Source organism: Ruegeria sp. O11 (assembly GCF_056535285.1).
Genome location: NZ_JBQERS010000001.1, coordinates 1,075,476 through 1,096,424 on the forward strand (window position 1 = coordinate 1,075,476; position 20,949 = coordinate 1,096,424).

General features: G+C 57.0%; 20 protein-coding genes. 5 read left to right on the forward strand and 15 right to left on the reverse strand.

Going from position 1 to position 20,949, the window contains the following annotated elements:
- Positions 1-142 precede the first annotated feature (142 nt).
- From acnA to ACRZ91_RS05395, 3 genes are all read left to right on the forward strand, one after another.
- A complete protein-coding gene (gene acnA, locus ACRZ91_RS05385; RefSeq protein ID WP_480903138.1) occupies positions 143-2,833 on the forward strand; it encodes an aconitate hydratase AcnA in 2,691 nt (896 codons plus the stop codon).
- A gap of 117 nt (positions 2,834-2,950) precedes the next feature.
- Positions 2,951-4,453: a BCCT family transporter gene (locus ACRZ91_RS05390; RefSeq protein WP_480903140.1), complete on the forward strand. Its 1,503-nt coding sequence runs from the start codon at positions 2,951-2,953 to the stop codon at positions 4,451-4,453.
- 115 nt (positions 4,454-4,568) lie between these two features.
- Positions 4,569-5,270 (forward strand): SDR family NAD(P)-dependent oxidoreductase, encoded by a 702-nt coding sequence (locus ACRZ91_RS05395; RefSeq protein ID WP_480903142.1) that lies wholly within the window; start codon positions 4,569-4,571, stop codon positions 5,268-5,270.
- Here the strand turns inward: ACRZ91_RS05395 and ACRZ91_RS05400 are convergent.
- The 10 genes from ACRZ91_RS05400 to yajC all read right to left on the reverse strand — a co-directional run bounded on the left by ACRZ91_RS05400 (position 5,265) and on the right by yajC (position 12,243).
- Positions 5,265-5,807: a DsbE family thiol:disulfide interchange protein gene (locus ACRZ91_RS05400; RefSeq protein WP_010442051.1), complete on the reverse strand. Its 543-nt coding sequence runs from the start codon at positions 5,805-5,807 to the stop codon at positions 5,265-5,267. The genes ACRZ91_RS05395 and ACRZ91_RS05400 overlap by 6 nt on opposite strands.
- Positions 5,800-5,958 (reverse strand): heme exporter protein CcmD, encoded by a 159-nt coding sequence (gene ccmD / locus ACRZ91_RS05405; protein WP_010442050.1) that lies wholly within the window; start codon positions 5,956-5,958, stop codon positions 5,800-5,802. Before ccmD ends, ACRZ91_RS05400 begins: the two co-directional genes overlap by 8 nt.
- Entirely contained in the window at positions 5,955-6,728 is a 774-nt protein-coding gene (locus ACRZ91_RS05410; protein WP_170472303.1) for a heme ABC transporter permease, read from the reverse strand. Before ACRZ91_RS05410 ends, ccmD begins: the two co-directional genes overlap by 4 nt.
- A gap of 61 nt (positions 6,729-6,789) precedes the next feature.
- A complete protein-coding gene (gene ccmB, locus ACRZ91_RS05415) occupies positions 6,790-7,446 on the reverse strand; it encodes a heme exporter protein CcmB (protein ID WP_074733966.1) in 657 nt (218 codons plus the stop codon).
- Entirely contained in the window at positions 7,443-8,057 is a 615-nt protein-coding gene (gene ccmA, locus ACRZ91_RS05420; protein WP_480903145.1) for a heme ABC exporter ATP-binding protein CcmA, read from the reverse strand. The genes ccmB and ccmA overlap by 4 nt, the downstream gene beginning before the upstream one ends.
- Before the next feature lie 130 nt (positions 8,058-8,187).
- Positions 8,188-8,541 (reverse strand): Mth938-like domain-containing protein, encoded by a 354-nt coding sequence (locus tag ACRZ91_RS05425; RefSeq protein ID WP_480715436.1) that lies wholly within the window; start codon positions 8,539-8,541, stop codon positions 8,188-8,190.
- 10 nt (positions 8,542-8,551) lie between these two features.
- The gene (locus ACRZ91_RS05430) at positions 8,552-9,298 is read right to left on the reverse strand and encodes a sulfite exporter TauE/SafE family protein (protein ID WP_170472309.1); all 747 of its coding nucleotides are present in this window, start codon (positions 9,296-9,298) and stop codon (positions 8,552-8,554) included.
- Entirely contained in the window at positions 9,291-10,259 is a 969-nt protein-coding gene (gene secF / locus ACRZ91_RS05435) for a protein translocase subunit SecF (RefSeq protein WP_010442044.1), read from the reverse strand. Before secF ends, ACRZ91_RS05430 begins: the two co-directional genes overlap by 8 nt.
- Before the next feature lies 1 nt (position 10,260).
- A complete protein-coding gene (gene secD / locus ACRZ91_RS05440) occupies positions 10,261-11,922 on the reverse strand; it encodes a protein translocase subunit SecD (RefSeq protein ID WP_010442043.1) in 1,662 nt (553 codons plus the stop codon).
- Between the two features lie 33 nt (positions 11,923-11,955).
- The gene (gene yajC, locus ACRZ91_RS05445; protein ID WP_010442042.1) at positions 11,956-12,243 is read right to left on the reverse strand and encodes a preprotein translocase subunit YajC; all 288 of its coding nucleotides are present in this window, start codon (positions 12,241-12,243) and stop codon (positions 11,956-11,958) included.
- A 192-nt stretch (positions 12,244-12,435) separates the two neighbouring features.
- On the opposite strand from yajC, the gene ACRZ91_RS05450 reads away from it, so the two are divergent.
- The gene (locus tag ACRZ91_RS05450) at positions 12,436-14,100 is read left to right on the forward strand and encodes a mechanosensitive ion channel family protein (RefSeq protein ID WP_480903148.1); all 1,665 of its coding nucleotides are present in this window, start codon (positions 12,436-12,438) and stop codon (positions 14,098-14,100) included.
- A gap of 72 nt (positions 14,101-14,172) precedes the next feature.
- Positions 14,173-15,465, forward strand: coding sequence for a serine--tRNA ligase (serS, locus tag ACRZ91_RS05455; RefSeq protein ID WP_480903150.1), 1,293 nt, complete (start codon positions 14,173-14,175; stop codon positions 15,463-15,465).
- A gap of 50 nt (positions 15,466-15,515) precedes the next feature.
- Here the strand turns inward: serS and ACRZ91_RS05460 are convergent, their stop codons facing one another.
- The 5 genes from ACRZ91_RS05460 to ACRZ91_RS05480 all read right to left on the reverse strand — a co-directional run bounded on the left by ACRZ91_RS05460 (position 15,516) and on the right by ACRZ91_RS05480 (position 20,908).
- A complete protein-coding gene (locus ACRZ91_RS05460; RefSeq protein WP_480903152.1) occupies positions 15,516-16,262 on the reverse strand; it encodes a helix-hairpin-helix domain-containing protein in 747 nt (248 codons plus the stop codon).
- Complete coding sequence (locus ACRZ91_RS05465) at positions 16,210-17,196, reverse strand: fatty acid desaturase (protein ID WP_480903154.1); 987 nt, start codon at positions 17,194-17,196, stop codon at positions 16,210-16,212. Before ACRZ91_RS05465 ends, ACRZ91_RS05460 begins: the two co-directional genes overlap by 53 nt.
- A gap of 164 nt (positions 17,197-17,360) precedes the next feature.
- On the reverse strand, positions 17,361-18,824 hold the full coding sequence (gene der, locus ACRZ91_RS05470; protein ID WP_480903156.1) for a ribosome biogenesis GTPase Der: 1,464 nt from the start codon (positions 18,822-18,824) through the stop codon (positions 17,361-17,363).
- A gap of 48 nt (positions 18,825-18,872) precedes the next feature.
- A complete protein-coding gene (locus tag ACRZ91_RS05475) occupies positions 18,873-20,195 on the reverse strand; it encodes a PQQ-like beta-propeller repeat protein (protein WP_480903158.1) in 1,323 nt (440 codons plus the stop codon).
- A gap of 41 nt (positions 20,196-20,236) precedes the next feature.
- Entirely contained in the window at positions 20,237-20,908 is a 672-nt protein-coding gene (locus tag ACRZ91_RS05480) for a hypothetical protein (RefSeq protein WP_170540696.1), read from the reverse strand.
- Positions 20,909-20,949: the final 41 nt, after the last annotated feature.

The following is a 20,949-nucleotide window of genomic DNA, read 5'->3' on the forward strand; positions in this document are numbered from 1 at the left end:
CCTTCAATCTTCGGCAAAATGTGTGCAATGGTATACAATTTTATATGTATGCGACCCGTTGCACCTTGAAACAACGCGTGCCGTGATGCAGATAAGCCATAGCGAATTCCAGTATCCAAATCATTCGAGAGGGAGGCCAAAGATGCCCATCAAGGTCGGACAGGACACAGCCCAAACACGCCGCAGTCTGAACGTGAATGGTAAATCCATTTCCTATTACTCGATTCCAGCTGCTCAAGAAGCAGGCCTGGGTGATTTCTCGAACCTGCCTGCCGCGCTGAAAGTGGTGTTGGAAAACATGCTGCGGTTCGAGGATGACGGGTTCTCGGTGTCCGTAGATGACATCAAGGCCTTCGCCGAATGGGGCGCAAATGGCGGCAAGAATCCGCGAGAGATCGCCTACCGCCCTGCCCGCGTGCTGATGCAGGACTTCACCGGCGTTCCGGCGGTGGTTGATCTGGCCGCAATGCGTGATGGCATCAAGGCGCTGGGTGGTGACGCCCAGAAAATTAACCCGCTGAACCCGGTTGATCTGGTCATCGACCACTCGGTCATGATCGACGAGTTCGGTAACCCGCGCGCATTTCAGATGAATGTGGACCGCGAATATGAGCGCAATATGGAGCGTTACCAGTTCCTCAAATGGGGTCAGGGTGCGTTCAACAACTTCCGCGTTGTGCCCCCCGGCACTGGCATTTGCCATCAGGTGAACCTTGAATATCTGGCGCAAACCGTCTGGACCGACACAGATCAAAGTGGCGAAGAGGTCGCCTATCCCGACACACTGGTTGGCACCGACAGCCATACCACCATGGTGAACGGCATGGCCGTTTTGGGATGGGGCGTTGGCGGGATCGAGGCCGAGGCCGCGATGTTGGGCCAGCCGATCTCGATGCTGATCCCCGAGGTGGTGGGCTTTGAACTGACGGGCTCGATGGTCGAAGGCACAACCGGTACTGACCTTGTTCTGAAGGTCGTTGAGATGCTGCGCGAGAAAGGTGTGGTCGGCAAATTCGTCGAGTTCTACGGCGAAGGACTGGACCGGCTGCCACTGGCTGACCGTGCCACCATCGCCAACATGGCCCCCGAATACGGCGCGACCTGTGGGTTCTTCCCCCTCGACGGCGAAACCCTGCGCTACATGCACAATACCGGGCGCGATGAGGATCGTCTGGCATTGGTCGAAGCCTATGCCAAGGAAAACGGGTTCTGGCGGGATGAGAATTACAGCCCGATCTACACCGACACCCTGTCACTGGACATGGGCACGATCGTTCCCGCTATCTCGGGCCCGAAACGTCCGCAGGATTATGTTGCCCTGACCGATGCCAAAGCCGCATTCACCAAGGAAATGGCTGAGACCTTCAAGCGCCCGATGGGAAAGCAGGTCGAAGTCAAAGGTGAAGAATATGGAATGGAGTCCGGCAAGGTTGTAATCGCCTCGATCACCTCCTGCACCAATACGTCGAACCCCTATGTCATGATTGGCGCTGGTCTGGTGGCGAAGAAAGCGCATGAGCTGGGCCTGAATCGTCAGCCTTGGGTCAAAACCTCTCTGGCCCCTGGGTCGCAAGTGGTGTCCGAGTATCTTGAAGCTGCTGGTCTACAGGAACATCTGGACGCGATCGGGTTTAACCTTGTTGGCTATGGCTGCACCACCTGTATCGGTAACTCGGGTCCAATCCAGAAAGAAATCAGCGAAGCGATTGCCGAGGGCGATCTGGTCGCGACCTCGGTTCTGTCCGGAAACCGGAACTTTGAAGGCCGAATCTCGCCTGATGTCCGCGCGAACTATCTGGCCTCACCGCCGCTGGTTGTCGTTTACGCACTGGCGGGCACCATGGATATCGACCTGACATCCGAGCCAATCGGCAAGGACAAGGACGGTAACGATGTATTCATGAAAGACCTCTGGCCGAGCCAAAAGGAAATCTCTGATCTGGTGCAGGAAACCGTGACGCGCGAGGCATTCCAATCGAAATATGCCGACGTTTTCAAAGGCGACGAGAAATGGCAGTCGGTTGAGACCACCGATGCAGAAACCTACGACTGGCCACCTGCTTCAACCTACATCCAGAACCCGCCCTATTTCCAGGGCATGGGACATGAACCCGGCACAATCTCGAATATCGACGGGGCGAAGGTTCTGGCCGTTCTGGGGGATATGGTCACCACCGACCACATCTCACCCGCTGGGTCCTTTGCGACAACAACTCCGGCTGGTAAGTACCTGATTGAACGTCAGGTTCAGCCGCGCGAGTTCAATTCTTACGGGTCGCGCCGTGGCAACCACGAGGTCATGATGCGCGGCACGTTCGCCAATATCCGCATCAAGAACGAGATGCTGGACGGCGTTGAAGGTGGCTATACAAAAGGACCTGATGGCGAGCAGACGTCGATCTATGACGCCTCGATGGCCTATCAGGCAAACGGCACACCGCTGGTCGTTTTCGGGGGCGAGCAATACGGCGCGGGGTCTTCGCGCGACTGGGCGGCCAAAGGGACTGCTTTGTTGGGTGTCAAAGCCGTGATCGCAGAGAGCTTTGAGCGTATCCACCGCTCAAACCTCGTCGGAATGGGTGTGATCCCGTTCGAATTCACAGGCGGCGACAACCGCAAGTCGCTGGGTCTGAAAGGGGATGAAACCGTCTCGATCGACGGGTTGGATACCATTGAACCGCTGCAAGAAGTTCCCTGCACCATCGTCTACGGCGATAGCACAGAGAAGACCATCAACCTGAAGTGCCGCATCGATACCGCACCCGAAATCGAGTACATTGAAAACGGCGGCGTGCTGCAATATGTATTGCGCAACCTCGCAAAATCTCCGTAACGCAATAGCTTACAACCCAATCTTGACCCCCGGCCCAGCGCCGGGGGTTTTGTTTTCTGGCCATTCATTCAAAAATCTGAAACTGTTGGGCGAAAGCACATCTGGAACCCAATCACTATGAAAAAACCTAACGCCTTGCTGGTTTGCTCGCTCATCGTCATCTCGGTGATCGGGATATGGGGCGTGATCGATATCCAAAGCCTGGTGACTTGGGCCAACGGCATCGTGCAGCAAACCTTCCACAGCCGTGGCTGGTTCGTGATGCTTGCGGCCTCGGGCATGTTGATCGGGTGTTTGGTTCTGGCATTTTCGCCCTATGGCAACATTCGTTTGGGCCGGGATAATGAAGAGCCCGAGTTCTCGACCGCCACTTGGATCTCAATGCTGTTCTCGGCCGGAATGGGCGTAGGATTGCTGTTCTGGGCAGTCGCCGAACCTCTGACCCATTTCAACTTCATCTCAGGCATGGCCCCTGACTATGTCGCCGCGCAGCAGGCGATGCTGGCGACGAACTTCCACTGGGGGCTGCACGCCTGGGCGATTTACGGCTCCACCGCTCTGACCATCGCTTATTTCAGCTTTCGGCGCGGGACGGGCATGATGGTCAGCGCCCCGATCAAAAGCCTGTTCCCCGGAGAACGTTGGGCCGAGCGTGTCGGGTGGCTGTCGGATTTCATGGCCATCGTCGCAATCGCCATCGGAGTCGGCGGCTCCATGGCCATGGGCGTGTTTCAGGTTGCGGACGGGATCGCGGTTCTAGCTGGTCGGGAATCGGTTGGCGCCCTTCTGATCGGCGTTGTTTTTCTGGCGATGGTCGCAGCCTACATCCCTGCGCTGTTGATCGACCTAGGCCAAGGCATGGCACGCTTGTCGAATGCAGCAATGCTGATCGCGATCTGTCTGGTGGCCTACACAGTGGTCCTCGGCCCCACAGAGTATCTGTTGAACACTGTGGTTCAGGGGTTCGGCGATTACATCACCAATGTCATCCCTCGGGGCTTTCAGACCTTCACGTTCTTTGGCGATGACGTCACCAAATGGTTCAGCGACTGGACCCTGACCTACATGGTCTGGTGGATCGCCTGGGGGCCATTTGTCGGCGTGTTCGTCGCGCGCATCTCTCGCGGTCGCACGATCCGAGAATTCGTGATCGGAGTGCTCTTCGCACCCACACTGTTCTCGATCCTCTGGTTCGGCGCCTTTGGCGGCATCGGTCTATTTGAGGCGCTCAACGGTGCCGGAGAATTGCTGGCCTATACGCAAACAAACATCGAGCGTGTGACCTTCGCCCTGCTCGACCGTTTGCCCTTGTCGTTGATCACAACACTCGCAACCGTAGCCGCGGCGTTTCTGTTCATCGTAACCAGCGTCGTCAGCGCGGCCTTTGTGCTGGGCACATTCTCGACCGAGGGGGATGAGAACCCACCCCCGCGCGTGCGCCTGATCTGGGGCGCATTACTGGGCCTGTTGAGCGTCGCGATGATCCTGTCGGGCTCGGTGGACTCGGTCAAAGTCCTGATCTCACTTGGAGCGCTGCCCTTTGTGTTCATCTCGGTTCTGCTGATGGTCTGCCTATTCCGAGGGTTACGAGAGGAGGGGCAAATCCATGCTGATCGGTGATCTGACAGACACCCTGATGAACCTGACCACATTTGCCTTCATCGGCGCAATGATCTGGATTTTGGTTCGCAAGTAACTGCTTGAATCCCTGCCGCTTTACCGATTTTCTGCGACTATGGAAAAAGTCGCATTGATAACCGGCGGCGCGCGCGGCATTGGGCGCGCAATCGTCGAAGACCTGGGCCGCGATCACCGCATTGCATTTACGTGGCTGTCGAGCGAACCGATGCCAGATCTTTTGGGCGGGGATAAACTGGCCATACGTTCCGACCTGTCCGCGCCAGATCAGCCTGCCAACGTGATCGAACAGGTAGTGCAGCACTTTGGGCGGCTTGATGTGATCGTCAATAACGCCGGTCTGGTGAAATCTACGCCGAAAGAAGAATTTCAGGCCGAGAACCATCGCGCCATTCTGGACCTTAACCTACTGGCTCCAGCCGCGTTGTTAACCGCCGCGCTGCCGCATCTGAAACGCGATGCCTCAATCGTCAGCATCTCATCAATGAACGCGGTCCTGCCCCCCCGAGACGCTGTGACCTATGGCGCCAGTAAAGCGGCCTTGAACCTATGGACCCGCGCCATGGCCAAAGAGCTTGGGCCCGAGGGGATACGTGTCAACGCAGTGGCGCCAGGCGCAATCAACATCCCCGAAGCACCTCGGTCAGAGGAACTGACTGCTCTGTTTGTCAACGACACCGCCTTAGGACGCGCTGGAAGGCCCGAGGATATCGCCAAGGCCGTTAGATTCTTGGCCTCAGATGCCGCGTCGTTTATCACCGGCGAGGTGTTAACCGTGACGGGTGGCTATCGCTTATGAGCCCCCCGCGGCTTTCTCAAGCGCCGGGCGGATCGTGCTTTCGATCACCCGCTGCGTAATCGGCCCGGCCCAGCGCAGAATAATCGTGCCCTCACCATCGACCACATAGGTCTCGGGCACGCCGTAGACGCCCCAATCCAGCCCCATACGGCCCTGTTCATCCCGTCCGATCCCGGCATAGGGATCACCCAGCTCGGTCAAAAAAGCCTCGGCATTGTCCAGTTGGTCTTTGTAGTTGATGCCGTAAACCGGGATACCCTCGTCGGACAAAGCCTGCAGGTTGGGGTGTTCGACCCGGCACGGGGCGCACCAACTGGCCCAGTAGTTGACCAGCTTAACCTCGCCATCACGTAGGGTGGCATCGTCGAAACCGGGTTTACCTGCGAATTCTGTCAGAACGACGGGCGGAGCAGGCTGCCCTTCGCGCGCCGAAGGCAAGGCATTGGGATCGTCGCGGAACATGCCGATTCCAGCAAGCACAGCGAAGGCTCCGAAAATCAGAGGAGGCGCGATCATCAGGGGCGAAATCTTAGCCATTGCGCGACATCCTCTGTTCGACTTTCTCCATCTCAGCCCGCACCTTGCGGCCTCGGATCACGCTGAATCCCACCAGCGCAATCAGAAGCCCGATGGATACAACATAGGACCACAAAACAGTATCGGCATATTTTCCAAGATCAGGGATCATCCGTTCACCCTTTCCCGCGCCATCAGCGCCTTGGTTCGACGGGCTCGGATTTCGGTGCCCGTGCGATAGAAGACCAGCGCGATAAACAGAAGCACAAAGCCGATGATACACAGGAGCAGCGGATAGAAGTAGATGTTGCTAACCTTCTCCTCGGTATCCGTACCTGTGATCGCCCCTGCACGCATCACGGAAGCCCCCTGATGCAGCCCCTGATTCCAGAAATTCACCGCATACCGGCTGAGGAATGCAAAGACCGAGCCCACAAGGCAAAGGACCGAGGTCAGATCAGCCGCGGTGTCCGGATCTTCGATCGCCTCCCATAGCGCGACATAACCCAAATAAAACAGGAACAGAATCAGGAACGAGGTCAGGCGCGGATCCCAGGCCCACCATGTACCCCACATGGGCTGGCCCCAGATGGCTCCGGTGGCCAATGCGATCAGCGTCATCACGATGCCGATGGGCGCAGCGGCACGGGCGGCCAGCGCACTGACATGGTGGCGACGCACCAGCCAGACGAGCGAGGTTGCCAGCATCATCAGCCAGCAATTGATTGCCATCAGAGCGGCCGGGACATGTAGATATATGATCTTTACGGTCGAGCCTTGCTTGTAGTCATCGGGGGTAAAGAAAAAGCCCCAGATCAATCCTACGACCAGACAAAGACCTGCACCGATCCAGAAGAACGGAAGAACCCGCTCGCTGGTGGCGAGGAACTTGCGCGGATTGGCGTATTCCCAAAGGGCGTTGGCTTTGGCTGCGATTGTCATGGGCCCTATCTAGTCCGAGTCGGCATGGTTCTCAATTGACCTCAGTCAAGCTTTGTTCCCATCACCTAAGATTGATGCGTAGCACGGCGGCGCTGGCAAATGGTAAAAGTGCGACCGTAGCGGCGGTAATCCCTGCCAGCATAAGCAGGGGCGTTTGCGTCTCCATGCCTGTCGCACCGCGTCGGGCAACCTCGGCCCCGAAGATCAATGTCGGCACGTAAAGCGGTAAAACCAGAAGCGACAGGAGCAGACCGCCCCGCTTCAGGCCCACGGTGAGGGCGGCGCCGAAGGTGCCGATAACGCTCATCGCCGGGGTGCCAAGCAGCAGTGAGATCACCAGCCACGAAAACCCAGGTACAGGCAGGTTTAGTAAAACGCCCAGAAACGGCGCGGCCAATACCAGCGGCAATCCTGTGGTCAGCCAATGGGCCAGCGCTTTGATGGTGACGACCGACTCCAGTGGCAGCGGTGCAGTGGCGAGCAGATCAAGCGAGCCGTCTTCCCAATCCAGAGCCAGCAGGCGATCAAGTGATAGCAGACACGCCAGCAAAGCGCCCAGCCAAAGAACGCCCGGAGCGATGGTCGAAAGCAACGAGGATTGCGGGCCTACCGAAAATGGCACCAGAACGGTAACGATCAGGAAGAAAGCAAGACCGAGGCCAAAGCCACCCCCTGCGCGGAAGGCCAATTTCAGATCACGCAGCAATAAAGCGATCACAGGAAGCCTCCGTCGAAATCGTCGAAGGGTTTGGGTTTGGCCTTGTTGGGGCCAACGTCCAAAACCTCTCCGTCCAATCCAAGATCGATATGGGTCGCGATGAGGGCCGAACCACCCTGCCCCAGATGCGCGCGTACCGCATCCGCGAACATCTGCACGGCGTGACGATCCAGCGAGACCGTCGGCTCATCCAGCATCCAGATCGGGCGACCAGTAACCAGCATTCGCGCCAATCCAAGACGCCGTTTCTGCCCCGCCGAGAGATTGCCCGCATGACGGTCAGCCAACTCATTCAGCTCAAATGCATCCAGAGCATGCTGGATATCACGGACGCCAAACACCGACGCCCAGAAGTTGAGATTTTCGACCACGGTGAGGGTCGGCTTTAACCCGTCAGAATGGGACGCGTAAGCGATTTGGTCTTCTGCCCCGTTGATCTGCCCCGCCAGCGGCGGCTGCAGGCCCGCAAGCGTACGCAGTAATGTTGTCTTTCCGATCCCATTCGGCCCCCGCAGGATCAGCGCCCTTCCGGCCTCAAGCGAGAAGCTCAGCCCTTCGAGCACGGGAACACCGCCGCGTGCGATAGCCAGATCGGTTACCTTCAAAGTCATGAAGCCCGCTTAGCGGATTGTGCGTGTGGGCAAAAGGTCGGAATTGCCGCAGAGCGGCTGGTTGGATCGCAGTGAGGGGCCGGCCCCTCACACGCCCTGGGAAATTTTTAGCCAGATGAAGAACAGATCCTCAGACCGGAATTAGCGCAAGCGCAACGCGGCGGCCTTCGGAAAGTAGCACGTTGTAGGTGCGGCAGGCAGCCGGAGAGTTCATGATTTCGACACCCAGCCCCGCCTCTTCTAGCCTAGTGCGTAGGTCGGTGGGGATGTGGGTCAGGTCTTTGCCCGTACCGATGAACAGAACGTCGACATGTTCGGACAAGGCCAAAAGCGGATCCGCCTCCGAGAATCCTGCCCAAATCGAAGTTCCGGTGGGGCCGGTCAAGACTGCCCCTTTATGAACCTGCCCACCGATCCGAAAGAACCCAGGGCCATAGCCATCGACGGGTTGAGCGTTTGTATATGTGATCTCATTTAAGCGCATGCGGAGGGTTCTAGCCCCAAAGCGGCAGGCCGGACAAGGCCGCTGTTGCGATCACCAGATAGGCTGCGGCGCGGTACAGCCTTTCATGTTCGGGTCGGAACATCCAGCCCCCCAGCCAGTTACCGGCGATGTTGGGGATCGCCAGCGCGAGGCCCAATCCAATGCTTGCCAGCGAAAGACGCTCCATCCCGCCGAGGTATCCAAGGATCAGCAAATCGAAAACAAACAGGAACAGTAGGATCGTCGCGCGGATTATCTCAACCGGCAATGGGCGCGACATGTAGAACAGGATGACAGCTGGTCCCGGTATCCCGGCCACTCCACCGAGCAGCCCCGCTGCCCCGCCAATTGCCACAACCATGCGGCGCCGCACCGTCCCGCGATAGCGCAGACCAAATATCAGTACGACAAGCATCGACAACGAGATCACACTGACCAAATAGCGAAATACTTCGGGTTGCGTACGCGTCAGCAGCCATAAGCCGACCGGCAGAACTAATGCGCATCCGAGTAGAAGGCGCGCCAAATCTCCTTTGTCGACGACAGACCATGCGCGGCGTAGGTTTGGGATGGGACCGAATATGTCCATAACTGTCAGCGCGATGATCGCGCCGAAAGGTCCAAGATAGGGGCTGGCGATGGGCAAGAATATCAGGGCTGTGCCAAAGCCGGAAAAGCCGCGCACGATGCCCCCAATAAAAGCAGCGAAAATGAGTACGGCCAGACCGGTTGGGGTCTGGCCGAAATACTCAGGCATCGATGTTGGCAAATTGGTTGCCCGCCGTATTCGACGGTTTCGACCAGTCGCGTTTGACCCCCAGCCACAGCAGGATGGTCGAGGCCACGAAGACCGACGAATAGGTCCCGACAATCACGCCCCAGATCATCGCGAAGACGAAGCCGCGGATCACATCCCCGCCCAAGACATAGAGTGAAATCAACGCCAGCAGCGTGGTCACCGAGGTCATCACCGTCCGGCTGAGCGTTTCATTGATCGAGATATTCAAAACCTCTTTGAGGTCTTTCTTCTTGTATTTGCGAAGGTTTTCGCGAACGCGGTCAAAGACAACCACGGTGTCATTCAGCGAATAGCCGACAATGGTCAGGAGCGCCGCGATGATGGCCAGGTCAAAGCGAATTTGCAGTTCCGAGAAGATACCAATGGTCAGGATCACGTCATGCACCAGCGCGGCGACCGCACCCAGAGCAAACTGCCATTCGAACCGGAGCCAGATATAGACAAGCACCGCGCCGATGGCCAAGGCGACAGCAATCACTGCGGTCTGGATCAACTCGCCCGAGACCTTGGGGCCCACGGATTCGACCGAAACGAACTGAATGTCCGGCGCTGCAACAGTCAACGCTTCTTCAACGGCGGTCACGATTGCTGCAGACACAGCTTCGGCTCCATCCTGTGCCTGAATACGGATCATCGCGACGTTTTCATCCTCGCCAAATGTCGGATCGAAAATCTCCGTGATGGTCACGTCGCCAAGTTCCAGCGGCGCGATGGCGTCGCGATAGGCGCCCACGTCGATCTCTTGCGCGGATTGCGTGCGGATCGTGGTGCCCCCGCGGAAGTCGATGCCGAAGTTCAGCCCCTGCAGAAGGAACGAGGTAAACGCAATTACCATCATCAGGCCCGAAATACCCAGCCAGATCTTCCAGCGGCTGAAGAAATCGAACGAGGTGTTTTGCGGTACGAGTTTCAGTCTCATGTCAAACCTCGATCGTTTTCGGACGGCGGCGTTCGAACCAGATTACGATCATCAGGCGCGTTACAAAGATCGCGGTGAAGACCGAGGTCAGAATACCCAGACCAAGTGTAATGGAGAACCCGCGTACCGGCCCGCTACCCATGGCAAACAGAATGGTTGCGGTGATGAATGTGGTTACGTTCGCGTCCAGAATGGCCGAAAGCGCCTTTTCATAGCCCAGTTCGATTGCGCGCGCAGGGCCTTTGGCAGATTTCAGTTCTTCGCGAATGCGTTCAAAGATCAGCACATTGGCGTCCACAGCCATACCGACCGTCAGTACGATGCCAGCGATCCCTGGAAGGGTCAGCGTCGCACCGATCAACGAGAGCAGTCCGAAGAGCAATCCCACATTCAGGATCAGCGCAATATTGGCGAAGATGCCAAACAGGCCATAGCTGAGCGCCATGAACACCAATACCGCGACAAACGCCACGATTGTCGCGACTTTACCCGCATCGATGCTGTCTTGCCCCAGCTCCGGGCCGATGGTGCGCTCTTCAAGAAATTCCAGGCCCGCAGGCAAGGCCCCCGCACGCAGCAGGACCGCCAGATTGGTGCTTTCCTCCACCGTGAAGTTACCGGTGATGATGCCGGAACCGCCAGGAATATGGCTTTGGATTACAGGGGCCGAGATCACCTCATCATCCAAAACAATGGCGAACGGCGCGCCGATATTTTCTAGCGTGTAGTCACCAAACTTGCGGGCACCAGAAGTATTGAAACGGAAGCTGACCGCAGGGCGTCCGTTCTGATCGAATGACGGTTGTGCGTCGACCAGCTCTTCCCCGGTTACCACCGGCGCTGATTCCAAGGTGTAATAAACCCCGTCCTCATCGATCGAAGGAACAACTTCTTCACCCACACCCGCGATGGCGTCAGGATCAGTACCGCGCCCCACCACGGGGTTGAACGTCAGCTGAGCCGTGGTGCCGATAATGTCTTTCAACTCACCTGCGCTACCGATGCCCGGCACCTGTATCAGTATCCGGTCAGCACCTTGGCGTTGGATTGTCGGTTCTCGCGTGCCGACTTCGTCGATGCGGCGACGAATAATCTCAAGCGCCTGACGCACCGTACGGTCATCCGAGGCAAGCTTTTCAGCCTCGGACAATTGTACGACAATGGTATCTCCTTCAGCGCGGGCTTCGATGTCAGTGGCCCCAACCCCGGTCAGTGTTTGCACCTGACGCGCCAGACCGCGTACGACTTCCAGCGCACGCGACATACCTTCGGGCTGACTAATGCGCACGCGAATCTCATCAGGGGCCGAGTCTTGTCGGCGAATGGTGCCTACCGTGGCGCGCTCATCGCGCAACGCATCGCGGATTTCGGGCCACATCGCCTCCATCCGAGATTCGTAGACGTCATCAACCTTAACTTCAGCCAGCAGATGCGCGCCGCCGCGCAAATCGAGACCCAGATTGACGAGCGATGAAGGCAGCCAGTTCGGCCATTGCGCCGCCTCTGCCTGCATCTCAGGTGTATCGATGCCAAGCTCAATTGCGGCTTTGGCATCATTCGATTGCTCAACGCGTGTATAGAACGCATTCGGCAGGGCCAACAGTAGGCCGATCACGCAGACCGACCATATTAGGACCCGTTTCCAGGAATCAATTTGCAGCATTACCCTGCCTTTTCAAGGATTTGACGCGCGAAGTTATTTCGCCGGTTCGGTCTTGTTCAGAACCTGAGCGATGGTTGATTTGACCACGCGAACCTTCACGCCTTCGGCAATCTCGACCTCAATCTCGTTATCGCCTTCCTTGACCTTGGATACCTTGCCGATCAGCCCACCTTGCGTGACAACCTGATCACCCCTGCGCACGGCTTCGACCATGGCCTGATGTTCCTTCATCTTCTTCTGCTGCGGGCGGATCAGCAGAAAATACATGATCCCGAAAATCAGGATCAGCGGGAGAAACTGGGCGATTGCGCCACCTTCCATGACATATTCCTTTGTTCTGGTAATGCAGAGGGCTCTCTGCAAAGTTGGCGCGAACCTATGCTTTGGTTCAGACGTTTGCAAGCAAACGCATCTGCAATTCACCTATCAAGTGCACAGGATTGATGCGGGACGTTGCAGATATGTTCTAGGCAGCCCCGGCAAGTCGGATATAGTTGTGGCCAGGGGGCCCCAATGATTCAATTAATCCAGACCTTTGGCAAGTATATTCGCCTAATCCTCTTGACGGTTTCTCTTTGTCTGTTGGCACCACCACTTTGGTCACAGAACGTAATCGGAGAAGAACAAAACACAGAGGATTCTGAAGCACAGACCTTTCAGGCTCCGGTTATCATTGATGGCGATACCCTGTTTCATGTGCGCGGCTCCAGCGCTTTGCCCGCAAACGAGCGGGCGGAGGGTGTTCAGAACAAGATCATAGAAGTAGCCGAATCCTCGGATGCAAAGAAAGTTTCGATAACCTTCGAGGACTCTGAATTCGGGATCCGGATATTTGCCGATGGCATCCAAGTTTCGATCGTGACCGATGCGGATTCCGAACTTGAACAAATGGATCTGAATGTTCTCGGATTATTGCACGGCCAAGCTATTGAACAGGCGATCGAAAACTACCGCGCCAATCGCACGGAGCAAGCACGCGTTTCGGGTGCTATCGAGGCCCTGGCCTGGACGCTCGGCTTCGCGTTATTCGTTGTCATCATTCTCTGGTTACACCGACGCATCAGGCGGCGGACGCTAAAACTGGTTAAACGCTATCTCAAAGACGTCGAAACCGCGACCGCCAAGAGCGTCCAGGCCGAGGCCATAGCGGCATTGATCCGGTATGCCCTGAATTTCGTACTGCTGGTGATCTTTTTCCTTGGCTTCTACTACTATCTCTCCTTCGTTCTGCTGGCCTTTGCCGAAACGCGATACTTTGCGCAATTGCTGCTGACCTACCTGACCGAGCCGGTCCTGCTGATCTTCAAGGGTATCCTCAGCTATTTCCCGAACCTGATCATGCTGGTGCTTATCACTTGGATAACGATGTATATCATCCGGGGAATGCGCGTGTTTTTTGACGCAGTCGAAGCGGGATCGTTCGATCTTGGCGATTTCGAGAAACACTGGATTGGCCCCACGTTTAACATCGCCCGGGTTGTTGTGATACTGATCGCACTGGTGTTCGCTGTCCCTTACATTCCCGGATCGGACTCTGCGGCCTTTCAGGGACTGACTATCCTTGTCGGCGCGATGCTGTCGCTGGGCGCGAACTCGGTGGTCTCGAATATGCTGGCGGGGCTTTTCGTGATTTATCGCCGCTCGACTTCGCTCGGGGACCGTATCCAGATCGGAGACCACATCGGAGATGTAGTGCAGATCAAGCTGATGGAGACACATCTGAAGTCGATCAAGAATGAGCTGATCTCGATCCCGAACGCGCAATTGATGAATTCGGACGTGGTTAATTTCTCGAAAAAAACCGATGGCAATGGGTTGCTGCTGCATACAACGGTTGGGATCGGATATGAAGAACCGCCCGAGAAGGTCGAAGCGATGCTGATCGAGGCCGCACATCGTACCAAGAGCATCAAAGCCAAACCCGAACCCTTTGTTTTGTGGACTGCTTTGGCGGATTACGCGATCAATTATCAGATCAACGGATATAGCACACGGGGCAGTATCATCCCGAAGATCCGCTCAGATTTGCATCGCAACATCGTTGCCGTGTTCAACGAAAACAACGTGCAAATCATGACACCTTCGTACATGGCTGATCCGCCCGAGCCGAAGATCCCAGCGGAAGAGTGGGATGGCCATCTGGCACATGAAACGCACGACGAAGCGGATAAGTCGTAACCGGCGCTACACCCTTCCTTTCAGATGGTGCATAAGCGGTTTCAGTGATTCACGCATTTAAGGATCTGAACCATGCACGACATCCGCGCCATTCGCGAAAACCCAGCCGCCTTCGACGCCGCCCTTGCGCGCCGTGGGGACGCGCCGGTGTCGTCAGACCTGCTGAGGCTAGACGAAAGCCGCCGCGCGAAAATCCTCGCGGCCGAGACGGCGCAGGCGGAGCAAAACAAGGCCTCGAAAGAGGTTGGTGCCGCCAAAGGACGCGGCGATGAGGCCGAATTCGAACGTCTGCGCGCGCTGGTGGCCGAGAAAAAGGCCGAAGTGGCCCGGATGCAGACTGAAGCCAAGGATCTGGATGCTCTGCTGACCGACCAGCTGATCCGTATCGCCAACCTGCCGGCAGAGGATGTGCCCGAGGGCGCGGATGAGAATGACAATGTCGAGATCAGCCGCTGGGGCACGCCGCGTGAACTGGATTTTGCCCCGAAAGAGCATTTTGAAATCGAAGCCGTTCAGAACGGTATGGATTTTGAGACGGCTGCCAAGCTCTCTGGCTCGCGCTTTGTGCTGCTCTCGGGCGGCGTCGCGCGCATCCATCGCGCTCTGGCGCAATTCATGCTGGACACGCATATCAATGAGAACGAGCTGACCGAGGTTAACGGCCCGGTTCTGGTTCTCTCGGAAATGATGCAAGGCACTGGCCAGCTACCGAAATTCGGCGAGGACAGCTATCAGACCCGCGAGGGCTGGTGGTTGATCCCAACCTCCGAAGTGTCGCTGACCAACATCGTCAACGACACGATGATCGAGGAAAGCTATCTGCCCCGCCGTTATACCGCGCATTCCCTGTGCTTCCGGTCCGAAGCGGGCTCGGCAGGCAGGGACACGCGCGGGATGCTGCGCCAGCACCAGTTCGAAAAGGTCGAGATGGTCTCGGTCACGCATCCGGACAAATCGGACGACGAGCAAAAACGCATGCTGCGCTGCGCCGAAGGCATTCTGGAAAAACTGGGCATCCCCTATCGCACCGTCATTCTGTGCACGGGCGATATGGGCTTTGGCGCACGTCGCACCTATGACATCGAGGCTTGGCTACCCGGTCAGGACACCTATCGCGAGATCAGTTCGGTTTCGACCTGCGGTGATTTCCAGGCCCGCCGAATGAACGCACGCTTCCGGCCAGAAGCTGGCGGTAAGCCGGAATATGTTCACACCTTGAACGGGTCTGGTCTGGCTGTCGGGCGCTGCCTGATCGCCGTGCTTGAGAATGGCCAAAACGCAGATGGCACGGTGACCCTGCCTGAAGCCATGGGCCCCTATCTGGGCGGCAAGCTTACGCTACAGATCGACGGTAAACTGGCATAACAAAACCGGCATCGATGATGCCGGTTCCCGATTGACAAGGCGAAGAAGAGTTACTTCTTCGCCTTTTTCTTATTGCTCTTCTTACCAGATTTTTTTTCAGACGTTTTGCCGGACTTTTTGTCAGACTTCTTCTTAGCGTCCTTCTTCTTGTTGTCCTTTTTGGGCTTTTTGTCTTTCTTGCCCTTCTTGGACTTTTCCTTGACCTTTTCCTTGGCTTTGGAAAATGCTGCTTCCATTTCGGATTTCTTCTTCGCAGCCTTCTCAGCCTTGGCTTTGGCCTTTGCCTTTTTCTTCGCCTTGGCCTCGGCAGCGAGTCTCTCCGCCGCAAGGCGTTCTTCTGTGGCTTTTCGCTCGGCCTCGGCCTTGTTCGCGGCGGCATTGCTTTTTGCAGTTGCCCGACGTACCGCAGATTGCTTTGCTGCTGGCTTTTGCGTGGTTGGGCCGCGTGCTGGTGCACGAGCCGCGGCCTTGGGTTTGGCACCTGCAACAGCCTTCGCCGCTGCGATCAACTTGGTTGCGCGGGCAATACCGACGCGCGGAATACCAAGCATGTCTTCAGGTTTGGCCTTTGCTAAGGCTTCTGCTGTTTTGAAGCCCTTTGAATTCAGCGCCCGCTCCAGCGTTGGCCCTACCCCACTCACGTCGATAACTGCGGTCATGTCGGTTCCTTTCGTTGTCTCCCCTTGGCAACGCAAATGTTTTGGCATTGACGAAAAAGTAGAGAGAGTGACAGCATTTGTAACGTTAACCGCTTTCGGCCAGCCGGTGCTGTTCGGTTCTGTTGGGGAATGGGACAAGGCGTTTGGCTTCCTCATCCCAAAGCTTCAGGTTCAGTGCCGCCACTGCTTCGGGAAATTTGATCCGACGCGGCGTGTATTCCGGGGGTAAGTTATAGTGGCACGCGCGCAGACGATAGGACGGAATGCGCGCATTGAAGTGGTGAATGTCGTGCAAGGTGATGCAAGCTACGGCATTGTCAAACCACCAACCGAAATCCAATGCCGATGATCCTTCCAGTGCTGCTAGCTTGGGGTCCAACTCAGGACGTCGGTTCCAATAGGTGTCTTCGAAATTATGCTGCAGATACACTAGAAACACACCAAGCATGCCCCCGAGCAGAGAAAAGACCAACCAGACTAAAATACCGGTGGCGCCTGCAATCAGGTAAAGCAGCCCAAGAAAAACGATAATTGAGAGGTTATGCAGCAGCACACCCATCACCCCAAACCGAACAGTATTCTTGGGCCAGCGATAGCGAATGAAGTAGGTGAACAAAGCACCAACTGGCACAAGAATGAACGGGTTCCGGTAAAGCCTATAAAACAGACGCGTTTTCCAATCGGCTTCGTTCCATTCGCGCAGCGTCATTGTGTGAATTTCACCTGTCTCGCGATGTTCGAGGTTTCCGATCCCAGCATGGTGCAGATTATGGTTCTGCTTCATCACTTCGAACGGGGCGAAGGTAAATGGCGACAATCCGTGGCCAGCCCATTCGTTTTGCAGACGGGTTTCAAACAGCGAATGGTGACCGCAATCATGCTGCAGCACGTATAGACGGACTGCAGAAAAGGCAAAAACGATCCCTGCCGGAATCATGACATACCACTGGTCCACATACGTAATCGCCAAAGCCAGCGATGCGAAATACACCGCAAATGTTCCAAAATAGCTAAGGGCGGCAAGCGTATTGTCCTGTACCGCGTATTGTCTTGTATATTCTCTCAGATCCATCACGCCCGCTCCCCAGGGTGGTCCGACCAATCTCAAACTCAAATTACGTGCGGCAGACCCGCAATCAAGCAGCACGTGCAAATACAAATGCACGCACTTGAATGCTAGCGCGCGGAAACGGGGCTGTCACGCCCCCTCACTGAAAATGCTGAAAATTAGCGCGGTTACGCGCGTCCCTTGAGATGCTTGGCCAAGGCGCCTGCGTTCTTCTTGCGACGGCCCTTGTAGGGGTTCTTGTCGCCCTGCCCACGCAAAGTCAGGCGTATCGGGGTGCCCGGCATGTCAAAATCCTCGCGCAACCCATTGACCAGATAGCGGTTGTAGCTTGCGGGCATCTTGTCGGGATGCGAGCACATCACGACGAACCCCGGTGGGCGCGTCTTGGCCTGAGTCATATAACGCAGCTTAATCCGACGACCCTGCGGCGCTGGAGGCGGGTGCTGTTCCAGCATGGCGGTCAGCCAACGGTTCAGCGCTGCGGTCGGCACGCGGCGGTTCCAAACGTCATGAGCACGCAGGATCGCGGCGCGTAAACGCTCCAGCCCCCTACCTGTTTTGGCCGATACCGTGATCAGAGGCGCACCACGCAGTTGTGGCAACAAACGGTCAAACGACTCTTTCAGGTCGCGAAGTTTTTCTTGCTTGTTGTCCTCGATGTCCCACTTGTTCACGGCGACGACCACGGCGCGGCCTTCGCGTTCAGCCAGATCGGCGATCCGCAGATCCTGCTGTTCGAACGGGATGGCCGCGTCCAACAGAACCACGACGACTTCGGCAAACTTGACCGCCCTCAGACCATCCGAGACCGAGAGCTTCTCCAACTTCTCCTGCACCTTGGCCTTCTTGCGCATCCCTGCTGTGTCGAAGATCCGCATCGGTGTGCTGTCGCCATCAGGGTCAGCCCAATCGATCCGCAAGCTGATAGCGTCACGGGTAATCCCGGCCTCGGGGCCGGTCAGCAGACGGTCTTCCCCCAAGATCTTATTGATCAGAGTGGATTTACCCGCATTTGGTCGCCCAACCACAGCCACCTGCAGAGGTTTATCAGCCGTGATCAAAGGGGCTTCACCCTCGCCATCCTCGTCCAGTTCGATATCAATCTCGGGGCTGTCGTCCTGTGCCTTTTCCACTGCCGCATCCGCCAGTGGCATAAGTTGGGCATAGAGATCGGTCATCCCCTCGCCATGCTCACCGGACAGGCGCACCGGCTCGCCAAGACCAAGGTTGTAAGCCTCAAGCACACCCGCATCGGCCGCGTTGCCTTCGGCCTTATTGGCGGCAAGGATCACATGCTTGGATTTTTTGCGCAGGATATCAGCAAACATTTCATCGGTCGGCGTAAGCCCTACCCGCGCGTCGATCATGAACAAGCAGACATCAGCCATGTCCACAGCACGCTCGGTCAGTCGCCGCATCCGGCCCTGCAGGCTGTCATCGGTCGCGTCCTCAAGACCCGCCGTATCGATCACGGTAAAGCGCAGATCTCCCAAACGGCCCTCGCCTTCGCGCAAATCACGCGTCACGCCGGGCTGGTCGTCAACCAAAGCCAGACGTTTGCCCACGAGGCGATTGAACAGGGTGGATTTGCCCACATTCGGGCGCCCCACAATGGCGAGGGTCAGCGACATGTTCTCATCTTTCAAGACTCAAGAAGCGCCCTTTAGCGCATCTTGTCGTCAACGGAAAGCGTGCAATTCGCCCTTGGTCGAAACGACATAGAGCGTCTGACCCGCCACAACCGGCGCAGTGGTCGCGCCGCCCGGCACTTCGATCTGATGGACCAACGCGCCGTCAACTGGATTGAAGAAGCGTAGATATCCATCGTTCGAAGCTACAACCAGCCGCCCTCCGGCCATGATCGGGCCGTAGTGAGCAAAGATCGGACCCCGACGGCCCGGCTTGTTCTTGACGAATCCGGGCAGATCGATTGCCCAAACAATCGAGCCATCCGCTGCGTCCAGACGCACCAGCTGGCTGCGATCGCTGATCAGGAAAACACTGTTTCCTGCAGGCCAGACCGTATCAACCGCACCTTCCAGAGCGGTCCAGTTCCGCTCGCCCGAACCGGTATCAAAGGAAACCGTACGACCTGAGTGGTTGCCGATCAGGATCGAATTGCCAGACACCATAGGCCCGGCTGTCACATCTACGATCTGAGCCGCCGCGCGACCCCGGCGGCCACCCGCTACAGATGCGTTCCATCGCAAGATGCCTCCCCGGCGAAAAGTCGCAGCAATGTCACCCGACCCAAACGCAAAAACTGACAGATCCGAAGCGATGACCGGCGCTGGTGCACCCAAAACGTTACCGACGCTCGGAGTGCCGTCAATTTGCCAGATGATCCGGCCGTCCTTTGTGTTCACCGCCCAGCCGGTCTCGTCCCCGGCTACCAGATATAGAATCCCGCCACTGACCAAAGGCGCGCCGCTGCCGGTTGCATTCAAACGCTTTTGCCACTTTTGAGCGCCTGTTTTAGCATCTAACGCGGTCAATCGACCAAAACCCGATGAGACGTACAGCACACTATCGGCGTAAGCGAGCCCGCCCCCCGTGGCATCGACGTCTTTTTCATTCGGTGGAATCAGATTGGTGCTCCAGGCAACTTGCCCCTGTGGCGTCACGGCCGAAACAGTCGCACCGGAATCGAGCGTATAAATCAAACCACCAGCGACAACCGGGTCTGCGGTAATCCGCTGTTTCCGGCTGTCACCGGAACCAATGTTGGCTGACCAGATACGCTGTGGCGTGGGGTTCAATGCGGCATTTGTAGTGCGGAATTCAGGGGTGCCCGGGCTTTGCGACCAGTTCGCGTTCCGGCTTTGGGTCGGAATGTTAATTGGCTTGGCGCCACGTGTTTCCACGGTTTCGTTGTCATCGGCGGCGCGAATATCCTCACGCTCACCGGGCAGAATAATCTCGGGTTCCTGACATGCGCTCAGCGCAGTCAAGGAAACTGCCGCGGCGACCAATCCAAAGCGTGAGAAATAACGTGTTACCATATTCGACAAACTCGCCTGTGATGTTCCGTTTCGCTGCCGGGTCAACCCTGCTGGGTTGCGACAGGCTCGGGCACACCCCCAAGCGCAATGATCAGTTGGGCTGCGCGTTGCTGTAGATCGGCGCTGGCTTCGGCGTCCTGGCGCAAAGCCTGCAAGCGATCCAACGCAGCCTGTGTACTTCCCTCGGTCACATCAATCAGGGCCAGTTGCTCCTCGGCAAGCAAGCGCAAAGGCGCACCGGGTATCGCAAGCGCCTCGAATTGTTGACGGCGATCTGCGACGGGCATCGTGTCGGCTTGCAGCAGCAAAGCCTTGAAACTTGCAATCGCCCGGTAGATTTCTGGCAAATCCCCTTGTGTAGCGATCGCGTTCAGGCTGTTCACAGCATCCTGTTGCGATCCTGCATCGGCCTGCGATGCAGCCAATAACATATTCAGAACCGCGTCACCTCCGGCAGACGAGGCATCGACCGCTCGCAGGCTGGCTGCGCGTTCATCGGATGCGTTCTGAGACAAAGCAGACAGAATCGCATCACCCAGAGCTTCGGCCTGATTTGTATCGCGCGCCTTACGGTATTCGTTGAATGCCGCGCCACCTACAATGGCAACGACAGCGACAACACCCACCCAACCCCATCGGCGCAATAGCAGGTACATGCGATCGCGGCGCACCTCTTCGGTGACCTCATCAATAAAACTGTCGACGTCGCTCATCCCTGCCCCCAGGCTTAAGTGTCCGGTTTTCTAGCGCCATG

Excerpts from the sequence above, each read along its gene's own strand:
- ACRZ91_RS05480 (WP_170540696.1), bottom strand. The coding sequence starts at position 20,908 with ATGAGCGACGTCGACAGTTTTATTGATGAGGTCACCGAAGAGGTGCGC.
- secD (WP_010442043.1), bottom strand. The coding sequence starts at position 11,922 with ATGCTGCAAATTGATTCCTGGAAACGGGTCCTAATATGGTCGGTCTGC.
- ACRZ91_RS05425 (WP_480715436.1), bottom strand. The coding sequence starts at position 8,541 with ATGCGCTTAAATGAGATCACATATACAAACGCTCAACCCGTCGATGGC.
- ACRZ91_RS05430 (WP_170472309.1), bottom strand. The coding sequence starts at position 9,298 with ATGCCTGAGTATTTCGGCCAGACCCCAACCGGTCTGGCCGTACTCATT.
- ccmD (WP_010442050.1), bottom strand. The coding sequence starts at position 5,958 with ATGATCCCTGATCTTGGAAAATATGCCGATACTGTTTTGTGGTCCTAT.
- yajC (WP_010442042.1), bottom strand. The coding sequence starts at position 12,243 with ATGGAAGGTGGCGCAATCGCCCAGTTTCTCCCGCTGATCCTGATTTTC.
- ACRZ91_RS05465 (WP_480903154.1), bottom strand. The coding sequence starts at position 17,196 with ATGGATCTGAGAGAATATACAAGACAATACGCGGTACAGGACAATACG.
- ACRZ91_RS05475 (WP_480903158.1), bottom strand. The coding sequence starts at position 20,195 with ATGGTAACACGTTATTTCTCACGCTTTGGATTGGTCGCCGCGGCAGTT.
- ACRZ91_RS05390 (WP_480903140.1), top strand. The coding sequence starts at position 2,951 with ATGAAAAAACCTAACGCCTTGCTGGTTTGCTCGCTCATCGTCATCTCG.
- secF (WP_010442044.1), bottom strand. The coding sequence starts at position 10,259 with ATGAGACTGAAACTCGTACCGCAAAACACCTCGTTCGATTTCTTCAGC.
- ACRZ91_RS05410 (WP_170472303.1), bottom strand. The coding sequence starts at position 6,728 with ATGACAATCGCAGCCAAAGCCAACGCCCTTTGGGAATACGCCAATCCG.
- ACRZ91_RS05395 (WP_480903142.1), top strand. The coding sequence starts at position 4,569 with ATGGAAAAAGTCGCATTGATAACCGGCGGCGCGCGCGGCATTGGGCGC.
- acnA (WP_480903138.1), top strand. The coding sequence starts at position 143 with ATGCCCATCAAGGTCGGACAGGACACAGCCCAAACACGCCGCAGTCTG.
- serS (WP_480903150.1), top strand. The coding sequence starts at position 14,173 with ATGCACGACATCCGCGCCATTCGCGAAAACCCAGCCGCCTTCGACGCC.
- ACRZ91_RS05400 (WP_010442051.1), bottom strand. The coding sequence starts at position 5,807 with ATGGCTAAGATTTCGCCCCTGATGATCGCGCCTCCTCTGATTTTCGGA.
- ccmA (WP_480903145.1), bottom strand. The coding sequence starts at position 8,057 with ATGACTTTGAAGGTAACCGATCTGGCTATCGCACGCGGCGGTGTTCCC.
- ACRZ91_RS05450 (WP_480903148.1), top strand. The coding sequence starts at position 12,436 with ATGATTCAATTAATCCAGACCTTTGGCAAGTATATTCGCCTAATCCTC.
- der (WP_480903156.1), bottom strand. The coding sequence starts at position 18,824 with ATGTCGCTGACCCTCGCCATTGTGGGGCGCCCGAATGTGGGCAAATCC.